The 17,038-nt window shown below is 45.9% G+C and carries 12 protein-coding genes; 10 read left to right on the top strand and 2 right to left on the bottom strand.

Features of this window, described 5'->3' with window-relative positions:
• Positions 1-14 precede the first annotated feature (14 nt).
• Positions 15-221 (bottom strand): hypothetical protein, encoded by a 207-nt coding sequence (locus tag ACSAZL_RS05995; protein ID WP_440947800.1) that lies wholly within the window; start codon positions 219-221, stop codon positions 15-17.
• Positions 222-248: 27 nt separating this feature from the next.
• Between ACSAZL_RS05995 and ACSAZL_RS05990 the strand changes: the two genes are divergently transcribed.
• The 6 genes from ACSAZL_RS05990 to ACSAZL_RS05965 all read left to right on the top strand — a co-directional run bounded on the left by ACSAZL_RS05990 (position 249) and on the right by ACSAZL_RS05965 (position 12,754).
• Positions 249-2,528, top strand: coding sequence for a phosphoadenosine phosphosulfate reductase domain-containing protein (locus ACSAZL_RS05990; RefSeq protein ID WP_440947799.1), 2,280 nt, complete (start codon positions 249-251; stop codon positions 2,526-2,528).
• A 636-nt stretch (positions 2,529-3,164) separates the two neighbouring features.
• A complete protein-coding gene (locus ACSAZL_RS05985; protein ID WP_440947798.1) occupies positions 3,165-4,283 on the top strand; it encodes an AI-2E family transporter in 1,119 nt (372 codons plus the stop codon).
• A 272-nt stretch (positions 4,284-4,555) separates the two neighbouring features.
• A complete protein-coding gene (locus ACSAZL_RS05980) occupies positions 4,556-6,463 on the top strand; it encodes a threonine--tRNA ligase (RefSeq protein WP_440947797.1) in 1,908 nt (635 codons plus the stop codon).
• A gap of 378 nt (positions 6,464-6,841) precedes the next feature.
• Complete coding sequence (locus ACSAZL_RS05975) at positions 6,842-9,037, top strand: DEAD/DEAH box helicase (protein WP_440947796.1); 2,196 nt, start codon at positions 6,842-6,844, stop codon at positions 9,035-9,037.
• A 771-nt stretch (positions 9,038-9,808) separates the two neighbouring features.
• Positions 9,809-12,367: a hypothetical protein gene (locus ACSAZL_RS05970; RefSeq protein WP_440947795.1), complete on the top strand. Its 2,559-nt coding sequence runs from the start codon at positions 9,809-9,811 to the stop codon at positions 12,365-12,367.
• Between the two features lie 3 nt (positions 12,368-12,370).
• Positions 12,371-12,754 (top strand): hypothetical protein, encoded by a 384-nt coding sequence (locus ACSAZL_RS05965; RefSeq protein WP_440947794.1) that lies wholly within the window; start codon positions 12,371-12,373, stop codon positions 12,752-12,754.
• 253 nt (positions 12,755-13,007) lie between these two features.
• On the opposite strand, the gene ACSAZL_RS05960 is transcribed toward ACSAZL_RS05965, so the two are convergent.
• Positions 13,008-13,589: a putative ATP-dependent zinc protease gene (locus ACSAZL_RS05960; protein ID WP_440947793.1), complete on the bottom strand. Its 582-nt coding sequence runs from the start codon at positions 13,587-13,589 to the stop codon at positions 13,008-13,010.
• A gap of 202 nt (positions 13,590-13,791) precedes the next feature.
• Here ACSAZL_RS05960 and ACSAZL_RS05955 point away from each other — a divergent pair, with 202 nt between their 5' ends.
• The 4 genes from ACSAZL_RS05955 to ACSAZL_RS05940 all read left to right on the top strand — a co-directional run bounded on the left by ACSAZL_RS05955 (position 13,792) and on the right by ACSAZL_RS05940 (position 16,448).
• Positions 13,792-14,082 carry a TetR/AcrR family transcriptional regulator gene (locus tag ACSAZL_RS05955; RefSeq protein WP_440947792.1) on the top strand — a complete coding sequence of 97 codons (291 nt, stop codon included), beginning with the start codon at positions 13,792-13,794 and terminating at the stop codon, positions 14,080-14,082.
• A gap of 81 nt (positions 14,083-14,163) precedes the next feature.
• A complete protein-coding gene (locus ACSAZL_RS05950) occupies positions 14,164-14,448 on the top strand; it encodes a hypothetical protein (RefSeq protein ID WP_440947791.1) in 285 nt (94 codons plus the stop codon).
• 58 nt (positions 14,449-14,506) lie between these two features.
• Positions 14,507-15,427, top strand: a complete 921-nt coding sequence (locus tag ACSAZL_RS05945; protein WP_440947790.1) for a class I SAM-dependent methyltransferase — start codon at positions 14,507-14,509, stop codon at positions 15,425-15,427.
• A 100-nt stretch (positions 15,428-15,527) separates the two neighbouring features.
• Positions 15,528-16,448 carry a class I SAM-dependent methyltransferase gene (locus ACSAZL_RS05940; RefSeq protein WP_440947789.1) on the top strand — a complete coding sequence of 307 codons (921 nt, stop codon included), beginning with the start codon at positions 15,528-15,530 and terminating at the stop codon, positions 16,446-16,448.
• Positions 16,449-17,038 lie beyond the last annotated feature (590 nt).

Here is a 17,038-nt window from a genome sequence, read left to right as displayed (position 1 = left end):
ATATAAGATATTAGTCATATTAATAATATTAAGGTCTCAATTATACCCAGGTTTCCAGTCGCATAATTGAGATTTAAATTACATTTTGGTGGTTTTTGAAAGTATTGGCAGTTTTTCCTTATTGGACCTTCCTTTTCTTTTGCAATTCCCTTCCTTTCAAAATATTGATATATCGATAAACGCATCCTTGCTGAAAACTGAACGATAAGGTACTTAACCATTTCTTCGAATCACCGGTCAGGGCTTCCATGCAGCAGAAAAAAGAAAAATACCAGACTTCCAATTCACAAAAACGAAAAAGAAACAGTTCGGACAGAAAGGGGCCGCAAACCCGGGAAAAAAGGACCGAAGACAGAGCCCGGGATTTTAAAGAAAAACGGAGTTTTAAAGAAAAAGCCTCTCCCGGAAAGATCGCCTCACCCAGAAAGAGCTCTGGCTCTGAAAAGTATTCGGACCTTGCTTTTTCAAAGAAAAAATCCTCTCCTCGTTTTGAGTATGAAGATGACTACATTTTCTGGTGCAGGAAGTGCAACCTGCCTCTCATAGGAGAAGAATGCGGGAGCTGTGGCGGGAAAGGCGAGATACTCCATCTTTCCCAGCCTGCAGATGTAAGGTTCTGTTCTCCGTACGAGCGTGAAGTCCTGACAGATCAACTGATTTCAGCTTTCGGCTGCGATCCTCTTGGAGACCGGCTCGTGCTCCTTAACAAAATCCCCGGAGAAGACAAAACCGACGAGGTTATAGTGGATGGTTCCATTTTTGGGGTTCTCCGCTTCGAACTTTCGGGGATGGACTACAGCTTTGAACCTTCCCTTCAGGGAGCAAAGATCCTGCTTAAGTCGGCTAAGGGCAGAAAAGTCGAGCTTAAAAAAACAAACCGGCACCTTAACGGGAAAAATGTTGAAGCCGGTCTTATAGAGTCTTTTGCCGTAAACATTAAAGCAGGGGATTTTGTCCTTGTGACTGCGGGCAACCTGAGCGGATACGGAGTTTCTTATATTGACGGCGTAGATTTTGCAGCCCTGAACCTGGAAAAAACAGAAGCCCAAACAGGACCCGAAGTTCACCCTGAAGTTCGAGTGAAACCTGAGCCCGAGTCCTCACTCGAGACCGGCACAAAAGTTCTCAGGGTCAGAAAGGTTGACGGCAGCGAGGCGTTCCTGCACCCTGAGACTCCGGATTTGAGGGCATGCGTAGAAGCTAACAAAAAACACCTGCAGGCCCTTGGGAAAAATGCCATCAATACAATCCGCGGGATTGTTTCCAGGAATGAGTACCGGGAGCTGCCTGTGTATGTGTCCTTCAGCGGCGGAAAAGATAGTCTCGTGGTGCTCGACCTTACAAGGGCTGCCCTCAAGCAGAGAGAGTTTAAGGCTTTTTTCCTGAACACGGGAATCGAATTCCCGGAAACTGTAGAATTTGCCCGGGATTTATGCCGCGAAATGAAAGTCCCGCTTGAAGAAATGAGTTCGGGCTCCGCTTTCTGGGAACAGGTGGAAAAGTTCGGGCCTCCTGCAAAGGACTTCCGCTGGTGCTGCAAGGTCTGCAAACTGGCTTCGGCAGGAGATCTGGAAACAGGAAAAAGTGCATGTACCCTTCCAGAAGAGGGGGACAGGCAGAAGCACGGGAGCTCAATTGCCTACCTGACAATAGATGGTAAGCGGAAGCATGAGTCATTTTCAAGGGCAAGGATTGCGGCAAGTGAGACAAACCCCTTTGTCCCGGCTCAGCTCAATATCTTCCCTATCCGGGACTGGAGGGCACTTGAAGTCTGGCTCTATATCCACTGGCGGGGGCTTTCCTATAATCCCCTTTACGACCAGGGCTTTGAGAGAGTCGGGTGCTGGCTCTGCCCGTCTGCCCTTGCTGCCGAATATTCGCGGGTAAAAGTACTGCACCCTGAGATGCATGCAAGGTGGAACGCCTTCCTGCTCGAGTGGGCAAAAAAGCGCGGGCTTTCGGAAAAGTTTGTGGAACACGGGTTCTGGCGCTGGAAGGAGCTGCCTCCGAAAATGTTGAAGCTGGCCGAGGGGCTTGGAATCTCGGTCCTTGCGGAAGAAAGAGCCGAAGCCTTTGAAATTGAGATTGTGGGAGGGATTTCCCCCTGCAAAGCAGGAGGCTTTTCTATTGAGGCAGGAGTTAAGGGCATCAGGGAAAAAGAAGCTGCGGATTTCGTCAACGTGCTTGGGAAGGCTGTTTATGCGGAAGAGCTGGGCATGCTGCTGGTCAAAACCGGAACCGGAACCGTGAAGTTTTTCTCGAACGGAAACCTGCTCGTAAGCTCGGAAACAAAAGACAAGGCCGTCGATCTTTTTAAAGAGGCTGCAAAACAGTTCGTAAGGCTTTCCCGCTGTACGGGCTGCGGTATCTGTGTGAAAGCCTGTCCGGTAGGTGCGATCACAATTAAGGAAGGAAAGCCTCATGTAAGTGAAACCTGTATTAGGTGTGGAAAATGCACGGAGTCCTGTGTGGTAACCAGATATTTTGAAAAACTTGTTCCACGGCTGGATGAAAAACTAAAGGTTTAAACAGTACTGGCCCGTCAGGCGCGGCTCAAGCCTCCGGTTTTAAGCCGATCGATAAACAACGTCATCCCGGCTGGAAAGACAGGACATTAAAAATAGACCGGCTATTTAGGACAAACGTCACTCAAGGTAATTTAAAAACATTGATGATCAAAATTGAATCACCACGTCTAAATTTCCGGTTCACTTCATAATTCTATGAAATTTTTAAATAGTTCCTAATTATATTTTCATATTGTAGCTGAAATCTTACCATGCCTTTTCAGGCTAACATCCTAGGAACTTCTCGACAATACCTGATTATCCTGTTATTCGCCTGATATGACTCTCAATATACTGACTAAACTTTACGATGATGAATTATATTGTGTTTGAATCGGATCGTGTTCAAATCAAACTTTGAGCTAAACGATGTTCACAACCGGACTAGTTTGATATATTTGTTTCCGGTTTAGGATTTGACTTCTGTACCTAAGCAATTGATTGAATTACTAAATTGAATTACTAAATTGAATTACTAAATTGAATTACTAAATTGAATTACTAAATTGAATTACTAAATTGAATTACTAAATTGAATTACTAAATTGAATTACTAAATTGAATTACTATCATCATTTATTATAATGGAACTGAAGAATGCGATTTAATTACCCACCTGACGGAGTAAGCCAGCTCATTGCAAGCCGCTGGAAAATCGGCGTAGCCCTTGCAGTAGCTGTGCTTCTGTTCTTTGCTTTCCTGATCCTGTTGCCCCTCGCAGACGGAATCGTGCTCGGGATAGTCTTTGCTTATATTGCAAGGCCCATCCAGGTGAAATTTGGAAAGTACAGGAAAATCGGGGCTCTGATAGCCAGTCTTTTTATTTTCATCCCCATAGTATTCATTGTAGGAGCCGGAATTGTTGAGATCCTGAACCAGATCTCCTGGATCCTTGAAAACCAGACTTCAGTAATGAGCGGAATTTTAGATTTTATACATGGACTGGAAATTCCTTCTACTTACGTTGAAAGAATAAATAATGCTATCTGGAACCTCTTTACCTCTCTGCTCCCTGCAGTTGGCAGTGTAGGTTTAATCTCATATGCTCGGAGCATCGGTCTTTTCGTTATTAATTTCGTAGTTTCGATTTTCTTCTGTTATTTCCTGCTTGCCGATGGGGACAGGCTTTACTGTGCCTTTCTTGGCATGATACCCTCGGATTACCAGAACGTTGTGAACCGTTATGCAGCTCATCTGGACCTTATCCTGAAGGGAGTTTTCATAGGTAACGCCTATTCTGCCCTCATAGTGAGCGTGACTTCGGTTTTCGTTTTTCACGCTTTCGGATTTTCCCATGTCCTTGCTCTTGCGACCCTTGTCTTCATAGCATCGGTAATCCCACTTTTTGCCGGGTATATGGTGCTTGTGCCCATGGCTTTGTTCCGTTATTTCGAACAGGGGTTTCAAAGCGCAGCACTATTTTTTGTAGTCTCATCCCTTGTAATTTACGGGCCTCCCGAACTGATCCTCAGGCCTTTCCTGACCAGCCTGAAGTCAAAGATCCACCCCATGCTCCTCATGCTTGCCTTCCTGGGAGGGGCTTTTGTGGGAGGAGTTGCAGGTTTTTTTGCAGCCCCCATTCTACTGGGAGCCCTCGTTGCAGCTTACAGGGTTTATCAGGAACAGATCCATCCCGAACTGGTAGCTCAGGCTGATATCTACCTCAAAGACCCGGCAAAAGCCTGCGGGACTGATGAGAAAAATAGCTTTCAATGAGGCGAAAGGGATTGCTTTATATCATTGCAGGATGTTAGGACTGTCATATATTCTTCCTTACATCCTTTAATCAAGATCTACTGACGGGTACAGGCCTCAAACAGTCCTTAAATCAGGTCAAGTATTAAATCACAATACCAGGTCATAGTTGTAATACCAGGCTATAGGTCATGGTCACAATACCAGGCCATAATACTGTTTGATTCTCTGTTTAATTAAGAACCGAAGCGAATTCGGAACCCATATCTGGCTTAGAAAACACAGGTGATAGAATGCAGTTATTGCTCATTCACTCTGATTATATTGAATACGAAACCAAAAAACAAACTCCAGTTGCTGAAAAAATAGAAGAGTCCTTAAAGTCAGGCAGGCTTGAGGAAGCCCTCACCGCTTTTACGGCTGTGGAAAGCGTGGATGAAGCCAATCCGGAAGAAGCCATCGAAAAAGCTGTTTCTGAAATCGAAAAAGTTGCAGCCCAGGTCAAAACAAACCGCATAATGCTTTATCCTTATGCCCACCTGAGTTCTGACCTTTCCTCTCCGAAAGTTGCAGTACAGGTCTTAAAAGGTATGGAAGCAGCTCTTTCTGACAAATACGAGGTCAAAAGAGCTCCGTTTGGCTGGTACAAAGCTTTTACCGTGAGCTGCAAGGGCCATCCCCTTTCCGAACTTTCCCGGAGCATCCGCCCCGAAGGTACGGCAAAAGCGGCAGTCAAACCTGAGGCAGCCGGAGAAAAAGAAGAAGTCGTTTCCGAAGCCCTGAAAGCCGAAGGTACTGCCAGGTCTTACTGGCGCATCCTGACTCCGGACGGAGACCTCCATGAAGTAGAAGCCTTTGACCTCACCCCCTACCCCAAACTTCAGCAGTTTGTAAATTATGAAATCTCCAAGAGCAGGGCGGTTGAACGGGCTCCTCCCCATGTTGAACTCATGCGGAGGCTTGAACTTGCAGACTACGAGCCCGGGTCCGACTCAGGGAACATGCGTTATTACCCCAAGGGAAGGCTTGTTAAGTCTCTCCTTGAAAACTACGTGCTTGATGTTGCAACCGAGTTCGGGGCAATGGAAGTCGAAACCCCCCTGATGTACGATATGAACCACCCGACCCTCAAGAAATACCTTGATAGGTTCCCTGCAAGGCAGTATTCTATCGAATCGGACAAACGGCAGATGTTCCTTCGCTTTGCAGCCTGTTTCGGGCAGTTCCTTATGAACCACGACATGACGATCTCCTACAAGAACCTGCCTCTCAGGATGATCGAAATGACCCGCTACAGTTTCAGAAAAGAACAGCGCGGGGAACTCGTGGGCTTAAGAAGGCTCAGGGCTTTTACCATGCCGGATATGCACACCCTTTGCGAGGACATGGACCAGGCTGTAAGCCAGTTCAAGGAACAATACGACCTTTGCATCGATGTGCTTGAAAACGTGGGAATCCATATTGACGATTATGAGGTTGCCATCCGCTTCACCAGGGACTTCTACGAGTCGAATAAAGAGCTTGTAGTCAGCATGGCAAAGACCGTAAACAAGCCGGTGCTTGTGGAAATGTGGGACACCCGCTTTTTCTACTTCGTACTCAAATTCGAGTTTAACTTCGTAGATGCCCTTGCCAAGGCAAGTGCCCTTTCCACAGTCCAGATCGATGTGGAAAATGCCGAGAGGTACGATATCTCCTATGTGAACGCTGATGGCAAACTGGAAAGGCCTACCGTTCTCCACTGCTCCCCTAGCGGGGCAATCGAACGCTGCATCTATGCCCTCCTTGAAAAGGCTGCAATGGAAACCGAAGAAGGAAAAGTCCCTATGCTGCCTGTCTGGCTTTCACCTACCCAGGTCCGGATTGTGCCGATTTCCGAAAAACACCTTGCTTTTGCCGAAGAGGTTTCAAAGAAACTGGACTGCAGGGTCGATATCGACGATCGCGACCTGTCCATAGGAAAGAAGGTAAGGGAAGCGGGAAGGGAATGGGTGCCCTATGTCGTGGTTATCGGAGATAAGGAAATAGAGGAAGGCACGATTAACGTAACCGTCCGGGCAGAATCGGAGCAGAATAAGCCTTCAAAAGTGCAGATAACTCCGGAAGAACTCAATACGCGCGTCAGAGGCGAAATAGCTGGCAAACCTTACAGGAAACTGCCCCTTGCAAAGTATCTTTCCGCAAGGCCAAAATTCTTCTGAGTTTTTATACCGGTTATCGGAGAGGGCTGAAGGGTATATAAACTTCTTATTTGCCCTTTCCCTTTGACTTTTTGGCATAACATATATATTGACGTAATTCTTATTATGAAAAGGGATTCCTTTTAAATAAAAGCAGTTCCAGGTTTATTCTTTTCCGCTATTTAGCTGAGAGATGCCGCTTGAAGTTTCCTGGAATGAAATTTTTTACAGGTTGTTTGTAAGTTACGGGGAGTTACTTCTTATAATGCTTACAGTTGCATGCAATAGCCTGTTGCATGGACTATGCCGCTTTCCCAAAAACCTCTTTGAAAGGTACTTTCTGGTTTTAAGATGGCATTAAAAAATTTATCTAGTTAAAAGTTTAAGGACCGCGTACTGATGACAATTTCAAATGAAGCCGCAGCCGATATGGAAACCGTCGAGCTCGAGCCCTTGAGGGAAGATAAGAAGAAAATCTTTGAGGATATACTTGAGTACTTCGAAACCAATCAGAGAGGCTACATCAAGGTTCCTACGGGCTGGGGCAAGACTTTTCTTTCGAAGCATATAATGAAAAAATATTATGATGACGGAAAACTCGTGCTTTTCCTGGTCTCAAAAAATAACCCTCTTCTTAGCCAGACTTATTATGACAGGAAGAAAAATCAGCCTCTTTTTCCCAATAGTGCTCTTCTCTCTTCCGAACACAAGGCGGATAGAAAAGAGCTTGCCGAAACTTTGAAAGCTCTCGGAAAGGGAAAGGGTGAAGGTTTTGTGCTTTTTGCCTCCCTGCAGACAGTACTCGGAAAGCAGGGGGCTGAGATCAAAGACCTGATTCTTAAATATACAGACCTTGCAATCGTGGACGAGATCCATAATTTCATCAACAACAGGGGAAATGACTTTCTCAATGAATTCGGGGAACGGACAAAAATCCTGGGCATGACTGCAACTCCTTTCCAGGGTGTGGTCGGAAATGTCAAATTCGTGGATGAAATCTCCGGGGATATGAGAGAAGTCTATGCAAAGACGCTGCCTGAGTGTATCCTGGACGAAGAACTCGCTCCCCTTAAGTACACAATTGCCGAAAGTTCGGAAGATATTTTTGAGATCTTTGACTTTGAAAAAGGACTGGACGAACTTGATAAACAGGACCTTTTCCTTGACTGCAGCACCGCAGACAAATTGAAAAAAGTTGTCCGCAGAACTCAGCTAGCAAAAGATGTCTACGATTCTCTGGTAAAGCAGAGAAATGCAAAGACCCTTGTCTTCTGCGCCCCTGTCCGGAAGCGTGTGTACGGAGCCGGGACGGAGAGAGAGGAAATCAACGCTTTCCATGCCAAACTCACAGCCTCGGTTTTCAATGGGGAAATCTCTGCTTCGAAGCTGGAAAAGGATTCAGACCCTGTTTTGCCTCTCGATTTTGAGAATTACACTCCGGAAGGGGGGTTCAGATATGCTGCTTTCATAACCTCGGAGCTGCCCAGGGAAGAACAGAGTGCTCTGCTTGCAGCTTTCAGGGACACAAAAAAGCCGCCCTACGTCCTGTGTACGGTCGGGATGCTGATCGAAGGTTTTGACTTTCCGGGCCTTGAAACCCTCATCCTGCTGCGCCCAACCCTGAGCATGCGGCTCTTTGAACAGCAGGTGGGGAGAGTTACAAGGCTTTCCCTGGTTTCCGGGAAGGGGAGGGGGAACATCTTTGAGATCTCGGACAGCATCGATTCCCTCTATCAGCGTTTCGGAGAAGGGGTTTTCAACGGGGAAAAGGTCGACCAGGTGCAGATGCTCCAGCCTGAAATCCGCCTTGAAGAGCTTTTCTCCGAGGGAGACGCAGCCCTTGCAATTGAGGAAGGAAAAATAGAAATCAGCAAGGTAAACCTCAGCAATTTAAAGAAAAGGAGAGGAAAGGGAAGGAAGGATGCACAGGCAGTAGAAGTTCCAGTCCGGCTTCCCCCGACTGCCCTCAGGGCAAAATATTTCTCTCGCCTTCTCGCAATCACCGAGGAAAAGGACATAGGCGCCTTTGAACGGGAAAAAAGGGAACTTATGCGGGGAGCCCTGAGGTTCAGAGTCCGGGAACTGAGAGACGCTGAAGAGCTCTCCATTCTCTGCGACCAGGTAAATAAACTCAAGAGGGAAGCCTACGAAGACCGCAGATTAGGGGACGTTTCAAGGCAGCACAAGCCCAAGGTCTTCGGAGAGATCGAATGGCTCCTCAAACTTCAGGCTCTAAATTCCCTGAAGTATGCCGGGGACCGCATCTCAATGCCCGAGAAAAATAAAATTCTTAAGACCCTGGGATTTGAGCCCGATTTGAGGAAAATAGACAGCCACAGGCTTAAATGCCTGAAAATAGGTTCTGCCCAGAAGACCATTCCCGACCTTGTCAAGGTTCTCGGCTTCGTAAGCCGCCTCTCATCCTCGGAAACCTACCAGTTCCTTGACAAAAAGAAGAAAGAGCAGTGGAAAAGAGAGTTTCTGCCTGCAGTCTATTGGGGCTTCTGCTTTATTGACGATTCCCAGGAACTGAAGGAACTGTTCGAGTCCACGGAATGGGATAGGCGGGTCAAGAACATAATCCGGCAGAAGTAAGACATTCCTTATCCTCTTGTCTCAAGACCTTCCTTATCCCCTTGTCTCACCAGGTGACGACTTTGTTTATTGTTTAAACTATTGTCTCGTCAACCAGAATACGTGAAGGTAAAGTGACGATCGATCGGAAAAAATCCTGGCCTATTTGTTAGACACCTGAGGATTGAAGTGACACTGATGCCGCGTCAATCCTCAAAGATTAAGCGATTATGAATAGTCGTATTCGATTTTATAAGACATTTCACTGTTGACGAAACACCGACTACTACCGAATTCTGCTAAACCGGAACGAGTTGATATCAATCAGGCTATCACAATACCTATCTCAAAAGACTCTATCTCTATCCCGTGAGAGTTAAGGTATCGGTAAATCCCTATCCAGGTTTACGATCTAGCCGGTACACGCTTTCTGCAGGCTTAGCTCCCTATCATCAAATATTGAGACCTTTCTCAGCATTCAAGATTTTTTACTCGACTTTATTCGTTACAAAAATGTTATTCGTTACAAAAATATTATTCGTTATAAAAATGCCAGGTTAACGGCTGGTTGGTGCCAATTAGCCCGATTCCATGAAGTACTATCACCTTTGGAAAATTGCCTGAATGCTAATCTGCTTAAAAAACCGAATCCGGAGCATTATATCTTCACTTTATCATGCCTTGTTTCTAATTTTATGTTCTCTAAGGATTTAATATTCATTTATTTATATAATTATGATAAAAGGTTTTTACCATATATATCAGTGTTAAAACAGTAAGTGGGAGTAAAGTATGGACTCGAAAGTCGTCAACCGGAATGAACTGGAATTAGAAGACGATCCCTCCTTTCTTTCGCCTCCGATTGTGGAAGAACCGTTGTATCAATGCGCCACCGCCGTCACAGTATATTCTTATGTTCCTGATGCTGAGATTGAGATAGAGGTTGATGGTTCCGTTTTGCCCGGTGTTCCCGGAAGCTTTCCTTTGCCGAATGGCGTAAGTATCCCTTTACCTGATTCCCTTATCGCAGACCAGATAGTACGAGCCAGACAAATAACAGCAGCAGCCACTAGCGACTGGTCTATTCCTGTAACCGTGCGTAACCATACTAAGGACTATCCTGCCGGGCCGCCTCGCCCGGAAATTAACCCTGCTCCAGTGTACCGGTGCGGGTCAAGGACAGGTGTGAATAATCTCCTGATCGGCGGTAATGTCTGGATTACGGCGGACAGTGGAGAAACAGGTAGGGTTAACGGCTGCGAAAAAATTACCGGGGTCGATGTCAACCCTGACTATGGTCCTAATCAACACGTAAGGGCCTGGTTTGAACTATGTAACGATCCCAGTCCGCCGTCAAAGGAATTCATCACCCAGATACCTCCAAAACCGCTGCCAACCCCTGGCTATGATCAGGTCTATGAGGGCAGCCGGCAAATCACTATCACTAATATAGTCAATGGAGCTCGTGTTACTCTTTCCCGTAACGGCATAAACCAGGGCACTTCGCGCTGCTGGGGAGGGAGGCTCCTTTGGAATCTCGACCCGCCACTTAGCACCGCCGATTCATTTGACTCGATCCAGGCGATGTGTCCTGAAGATCCCGGCAGTCAACCGGGAAAAACCGGTGTGCTGCCCTGTTCAAGCCTGCCAGCTCCACAGGCGGGCCCCGTACAGGCAGGAGACAATCGCGTTACACTGACCCGGTTCTTATCTGATGCCATCATAAAAGTATACCTTAATGGCGTAATGGTGGGAGCCGGCAGCGGGCCGGTTGTGATGTTAAGTAAAAGAGTCGAACGCGGGGATATATTGCATGTCGTGCAGGACCTTCAAGGCTGTAAAGGCCAGTATGCGTTAGAAATCAAGGTAGCCTGTGTTGATCCGCCCGTAGGCGCCAATCCCGCAGGTCTTAACCTGTTTCCTGTAGGATGGGCCGAATACGATGACGGAAGAGGCATTAAAGGAAGTGTGTACTACCCTGCTGAGGATGATGGCGAAGGCAAACATTTCAACACGAGACTGGCAAACCAGGGCACCGTACCCATCGTATTTATGGCTCATGGCAACCACAGCCCGGCAGATCCAAGTTTCCTGGGTTATGACTACTTCCAGCAGGACCTGGCCAAAATGGGCATTATTGCAGTCTCTGTTGACTGTAACGCTCTCAACGGGTGGGCATCAGGAGTTGGGAACATCGAGGATAGAGCTGATCTCATCATCAGCAATATCGCATACTTCCAGGAAATGGATGCTGACCCCGGTTCGATGTTTTTCAAGCATATCGATTTTAGCAGCCTGGGATTAATGGGACATTCGAGGGGTGGAGACGCAGTAGTTACGGTACCCACTGTCATTTCGCTGGCTGGAGTCGTAATCAAGGCTGTTTTGGCGCTGGCCCCCACTAACTTCCGTTTCTGGGCGGGCATGTCCACGATTCAGCCCGAGAATTACGCCTTCATGACTATTTTGCCAGCCGGTGACGGCGATGTGACGGATAATAATGGGGCGCAATTCTATGATAGTGCTGTTCCCGAACCCTTCAAGTCGCAACTGTATGTGCACTACGCCAACCACAATTTTTTCAACCGACAATGGCTGGGTGACGACAGTCTACAGTATTCACAACCACCTGTAATGACTCGTTTCGATCATGAACAAATATTGACTGTTTACGGGTGCGCCCTGTTCCGAGCTACTCTGCTGGGACATAGTACAACAGATTACCTGGCGGGCTACAGGCTGCCTGCTGGTCCGCAGGTTCAAAACGTGCATATGTCCTTCGAGCTGAACGAAGCTATCACGGCAGACAATTTCGAAGACGGAAACACCATCAATGTAAATTCTCTCGGGCATCCCAATACCCAACTTGCCGGTATGAATGCGGATGAATATCCGTTCGGTCAGGCATCAGGGGCTTTCAATAGCTCCTTCTACGGAGAAACCGCAGGAATGGTGGTCAGGGCAGGCCCTTCCGGACAAATGTTTCGCTGGTCACTGGAAGAACCACAGGACCTCTCCGGGATGGAAATCTGGATAAGAGCCGCAGAAGTAACTGATGGTACTGGTGTTCCCGCAGGGGCTACCGGCTTCAAGCTGGGCCTGGAAGACCGGAGAGGTTTTCGGGTTTGGGTGGATTCGGATGAAGTGGGAGGACTCCCAAGGCCGTACGCCAGAAACCCCAATATGATCAAAACCATGCTTAATACGATGCGCTTTAATGGGATGTGTTTCGCAATTGACAGAGAGCTCGACATAACGAATATACAGGCTGTCCTGATCAATTGCGATCGCAGAGATGAACGAGCCTTTGCTTATGATGATCTTCAGATAGTAAAAACCATGAGAGGTTAAGCTATGTCTCCAGATATTTCCAAACCTGTTAGGGGTGGTACTCGCCCAAGTTGGGACCTGCCCGAAATCCGGGACATACAAATTCGACGCGTGTCATTCAGGCCACCTGAACGTCGAAATTTCGAATCTTCCCTTGCCAGGTATAAAGAGGCAGTAGAATTTTTGGTAAGTACTGACGGCCCCGTTCCAGCACGGGCGCTTGGACCCGCGCTTTTTGTGGGAGACGTAAAGGTAATAGAAAGTCAGAAAGTTGGCGAGAATCTGTACCGCTTTCTGGTTTTCGACTCAAGCCGCCTCAGAAGTGGGGCACCTATTAGCTGGGGCTGGATAAGTGATCAGAAGGGAGAGAGACGGGTAACCAGGTTCCGTTACGAGCTAAATCAATAATTAATGTTATAAGAGGAGAGAGATTTTTCGTTTATGGTACTTACAAAAGATTGAAAATATTCAGTAAGGGAAAACAATATCAATAGACACCTCAGTTAAGATAGATAGGCAAACTTTAGTGAGATAGATAGGCAAACTTCAGTGAGTTTACTTTTTCTTTAACTGTAGCTATTGATCGCCTTTTTCTTTTTACCGGTTAATATTCAGGTTGGGCTGTTATACCCAAATAAGCTGAATACGGCAATTTGTATCCTTACAGAACATCCGCCTGCTTGTCTTTTGCGGGTCCTTTAACGTACTCAAAACTCCACAGAGGGATTCCTTTTACTTCTCCCTTCTCAAGGTGTTCCAGCTCATGCGCTGCGCTATACGCCGGAGTGCCTTTTAGTAATATGCTTTTTTTCTTCAGCTCCCTGATTCTGATCTCTCTCAGACCCGGGTTTACCTCTGCAAGTATTATCCTGTTGGCCCGGAGGGTTATTCGATAGGGTCTCTCGACCAGTTCTCTTTCTTCCCTTTCCCCGCATTTTTCCAGCCTGAAAACTACTCCTTCCTCTTTTATGATTTCGGGATCGATAAAGAGGTATATCTTTTCCAGGGTATAACCGGCCCTGTTTTCTTCATCATAATAGGTGATCACGTCCTTTACTGCAATGCTTTTTGACTCTTCAGTGGCGTAACTCCACGAACCTCCCGATTTCAGTGAAAGCAGAAAAGGAAGAAACAGATCTCCCTGGATTCCAAAACTTGAAATCATATTTTTTTCAAGGGCTGAAAACCTGAAGATTGCCCGAATTTCATCAGCATCCATATTTGCATCCCCTCCGTTATCCATATCCACCTTTCCTCCTAAGAGTTTGAACCTCGAAACCTATTTAATGTTTCTTTCTTGCTGAAAAATGTCGAAGTTTTCTATTGAAGCTCCGCATTTTGACAGAATACAAATGTTTATATCTTATTCTAACTATAAGCCATAATTGTAACTATTAGTTAGTAAAATAACTAATAGTTAATTTTTCTCGGTGATAGAAGTGTCTATGAAAGAAATAAGGGAGCAGGAAAAAGAGCAGAGACGCAATTATATTCTTGACGCGGCGGAAAAGTTGTTTTTCTCCAGAGGTTACGATGGCGTTTCAATGGACGACATCGCAAACGAGGTAGAATTCAACAAAGCGACGCTTTATCTTTATTTTAAGAATAAAGAGTCTCTTTTTTTTGCCGTTGTCCTGCGCGGGGCAAGAATCCTGAATGATATGTTTGAAGCAGGAATAAAAAATTGCAAAACAAATATCGAGGTGCTGGATACTCTCGGAAAAGAGTACTTTTAGTTCGTAGCTAAGTATCCAGATTATAATCGGATGTACCTCTATTTCCGATCTGGAAGGTTCAATCTGGAAGATTATGAAGATATGGATGAAGCTGCAAAGAAGATTCTCAAGTTAAACCATGATAAATTCTTAATAACGTGCGACGCGATTAAGTCAGGAATCGATGAAGGCTCAATCCGGAGCAATGTGGATCCAGTTGAAATGACCATTTTCTTGAATCTTGTTGTAAAAGGGCTTACAGAACTGCATCCTGACTTTAAAAAAGTACTGGAGAAACGGGGAATTACTCAACATCAATTTTTCGTAGATGCTGCGGACTTCATACACCACATGCTCATGAAGCCGGACAAGCTGGATACAAAATGAAAGCGATGTGTCTGATTGAACTTATTTTTAATGGAAATTTTCACAGAGCGGACCATAAATGCAAGAACCAACAAACTTTACAACTTCAGATGAAGCAACCATGAAAAGAAAAGGACCCAGCAATATGGCTGAGAGAATCGCGCTTATCAGGGCCGGCGAATCAAGAAGACCCAAGGATGAACGCATCTGTTATGACCCCTATGCCATCCGCTTCATCAGCCCGGAAATACTGGAATTTGCGGCTCGTAATCCGGAAAAATACAAAGCAGAAATTGAACGGCTGGAGCAGCTCTTTCCCGGATTGGCAAACTCGGCAGTTGCCAGGGTCAGATATTTCGACGATGTCGTAAAAGCGTCTGTTGATGATGGTCTCGAGCAGCTGGTTATCCTGGGTGCAGGTTACGACACCCGTGCCTATCGGATTGAGGGGCTGAAAAACATCAAAGTTTTCGAAGTGGACCACCCTGACACCCAGCGTGTGAAAATTGAGAAGGTCAGGGAGGTCTTCGGTTCTCTCCCCGGTCACGTCACATACGTTCCTCTCGACCTGGAATTTGATAAACTCGGCCAGCAGCTAACAGAGTGCGGATATGACAGGTCCGAAAAGACCCTTTTTGTCATGGAAGGGCTGGTAATGTACCTCCGGCCCGAGACTATGGATGAGATACTGTCTTTTATCGCGCATAATTCTGGTAAAGGAAGTGCCGTTATTTTCGACTACGGAGTTTTCAGATCTTCAGATGCCGGAGAGACTGCACCGGAAGCGGGCAAAAACATCCGAAATTTCACTAAAAAACGGGGGGAACCCCTTAAATTCCTAATCAGAGACGGAGAAGTCGAAACATTCCTTTCCGAAAGGGGATTTTCCAGAATCCAGAACATGACCAGCGAGGACTATAAAAAGGCATATTTTTACGGAAAAAACGAGGGCCGAGTAGTTAGCAGCTTGATCTCGTTTGCCTATGCGCGGGTCAGGTAAATCAAAAGCAACCGAATCAAAAACAACCGAATCAAAAACAACCGGATCAAAAACAGCCTTAAATCTTTCTGAAATTTATGTGAGAAGAGGTGAGCATGCAGTGCAAGAACCGGTAATTTCCACGACTTCAAATGAAACGCACACAAAGAGAAAAGGACCCAGTAAAATGGCTGAGGGAATTACCCTCCACCGAGTCGATGAATCAAGTAAGTCCGAAGAAGAACGGATATTTTATGATCCGTATGCCGTTCATTTTGTTAACCCTGCGATCCTGGAATATGCAGCAAAATATCCCGAACAGGCAAAAGCAGCAGTGGAGCAGATGGAGCGTCTTTTCCCGGGTCTCGGCAATTCTATTCGGGCCAGAGCCAGATACTTTGACGATTTTGTCAGGGCAGAAGTCGATGAAGAGCTTCGTCAACTGGTCATCCTTGGCGCGGGATATGACACCAGGGCGTACAGGATTGAAGGGCTGAAAGGGAAAGTCAGGGTTTTCGAAGTGGACCACCCGGATACCCAGAGTGTAAAAATCGAAAAGGTCAAAGAAATCTTTGGTCCCCCGTCGGATCACGTTATCTATGTGCCGGTTGATTTCGAAACAGACAACTTTGGCGAAAAGCTTGCTGCACAGGGATACGACAGATCGCTGAAAACTCTTTTCCTTCTGGAAGGGCTCATTATGTATATTCCTCCCGAGGCCGTTGATGAGACATTATCCTTTATCGCAAAAAATTCGGGAAAAGGCAGTACTATCCTGTTTGATTACTACCCTGAATCCGTTGTTGACGAGACATGTGAATCGGAAGTGGGGAAAAACATCCGGAATTATACGAAACAACAGGGGGAACCCCTTCAATTCGGTATCAAGGAGGAAACGGTCGAGACTTTTCTTATTGAAAGGGGATTTTCCGGAGTTCAAAATGTGACTGCTGAGGAGTATAAAAAAATGTATTTCCAGGGGATAAATAAAGATAGGGAAGTATGTGATCTTTTATTCTTTGCTCACGCGATAATCGAATAAGTTGAGCTTTTTCAAGCATTTAGCATCGTCGATGGCGGTATTTCCTGTGCCCATAACGATAATAGCAATGATCATACTGGCGTGAGCGACCTTAATGTCAATGTTAAAGAGCATTTAAAATCATTTTCGTGATCATGAGCTATTTTCGAGATCGCGGACCATTTTCGAGATTATAAGCATTTTTAAGATCAGAACTCATTTTCGAGATCATGATTATGGTGTGAAATAGCATGCCTGTGGCCGAATTCAAAGAGCCCCGCGTTTCATGCGGCTATGAGGCAGGAAGACACGATTGAGAGGATAAGTTCAGGCGGATAGTCCCTGATTATGCCCTCCTTAATCCAGAGGGCTATCTGATCGATGAGGGACAGAAAATTCTAAACACCTACCTGATGTGCAGCTTTCGAAATGAATGGAGAATTATCGATATAACTAATTCCTCTCTAGATCGGATGGCGGAGAAGAACGGTAGCCTTCTCATTATCAATAGCGCTATCTTTTTTCAGGAGCCCATGAACCGATGAAAATCAAACCTTTGACTATCTAAAACAAAAACTTAACCAATTTACCAATAACTGATTTTGCATCCG

The sequence above is a fragment of the Methanosarcina mangrovi genome, from assembly GCF_052057765.1.
Lineage (GTDB): Archaea > Halobacteriota > Methanosarcinia > Methanosarcinales > Methanosarcinaceae > Methanosarcina.
The sequence above is the reverse complement of the archived record's forward strand: the minus strand, read 5'-3'. Positions and strand labels throughout refer to the sequence as shown.

Excerpts from the sequence above, each read along its gene's own strand:
- ACSAZL_RS05995 (WP_440947800.1), bottom strand. The coding sequence starts at position 221 with ATGGTTAAGTACCTTATCGTTCAGTTTTCAGCAAGGATGCGTTTATCG.
- ACSAZL_RS05990 (WP_440947799.1), top strand. The coding sequence starts at position 249 with ATGCAGCAGAAAAAAGAAAAATACCAGACTTCCAATTCACAAAAACGA.
- ACSAZL_RS05985 (WP_440947798.1), top strand. The coding sequence starts at position 3,165 with ATGCGATTTAATTACCCACCTGACGGAGTAAGCCAGCTCATTGCAAGC.
- ACSAZL_RS05980 (WP_440947797.1), top strand. The coding sequence starts at position 4,556 with ATGCAGTTATTGCTCATTCACTCTGATTATATTGAATACGAAACCAAA.
- ACSAZL_RS05975 (WP_440947796.1), top strand. The coding sequence starts at position 6,842 with ATGACAATTTCAAATGAAGCCGCAGCCGATATGGAAACCGTCGAGCTC.
- ACSAZL_RS05970 (WP_440947795.1), top strand. The coding sequence starts at position 9,809 with ATGGACTCGAAAGTCGTCAACCGGAATGAACTGGAATTAGAAGACGAT.
- ACSAZL_RS05965 (WP_440947794.1), top strand. The coding sequence starts at position 12,371 with ATGTCTCCAGATATTTCCAAACCTGTTAGGGGTGGTACTCGCCCAAGT.
- ACSAZL_RS05960 (WP_440947793.1), bottom strand. The coding sequence starts at position 13,589 with ATGGATAACGGAGGGGATGCAAATATGGATGCTGATGAAATTCGGGCA.
- ACSAZL_RS05955 (WP_440947792.1), top strand. The coding sequence starts at position 13,792 with ATGAAAGAAATAAGGGAGCAGGAAAAAGAGCAGAGACGCAATTATATT.
- ACSAZL_RS05950 (WP_440947791.1), top strand. The coding sequence starts at position 14,164 with ATGGATGAAGCTGCAAAGAAGATTCTCAAGTTAAACCATGATAAATTC.
- ACSAZL_RS05945 (WP_440947790.1), top strand. The coding sequence starts at position 14,507 with ATGCAAGAACCAACAAACTTTACAACTTCAGATGAAGCAACCATGAAA.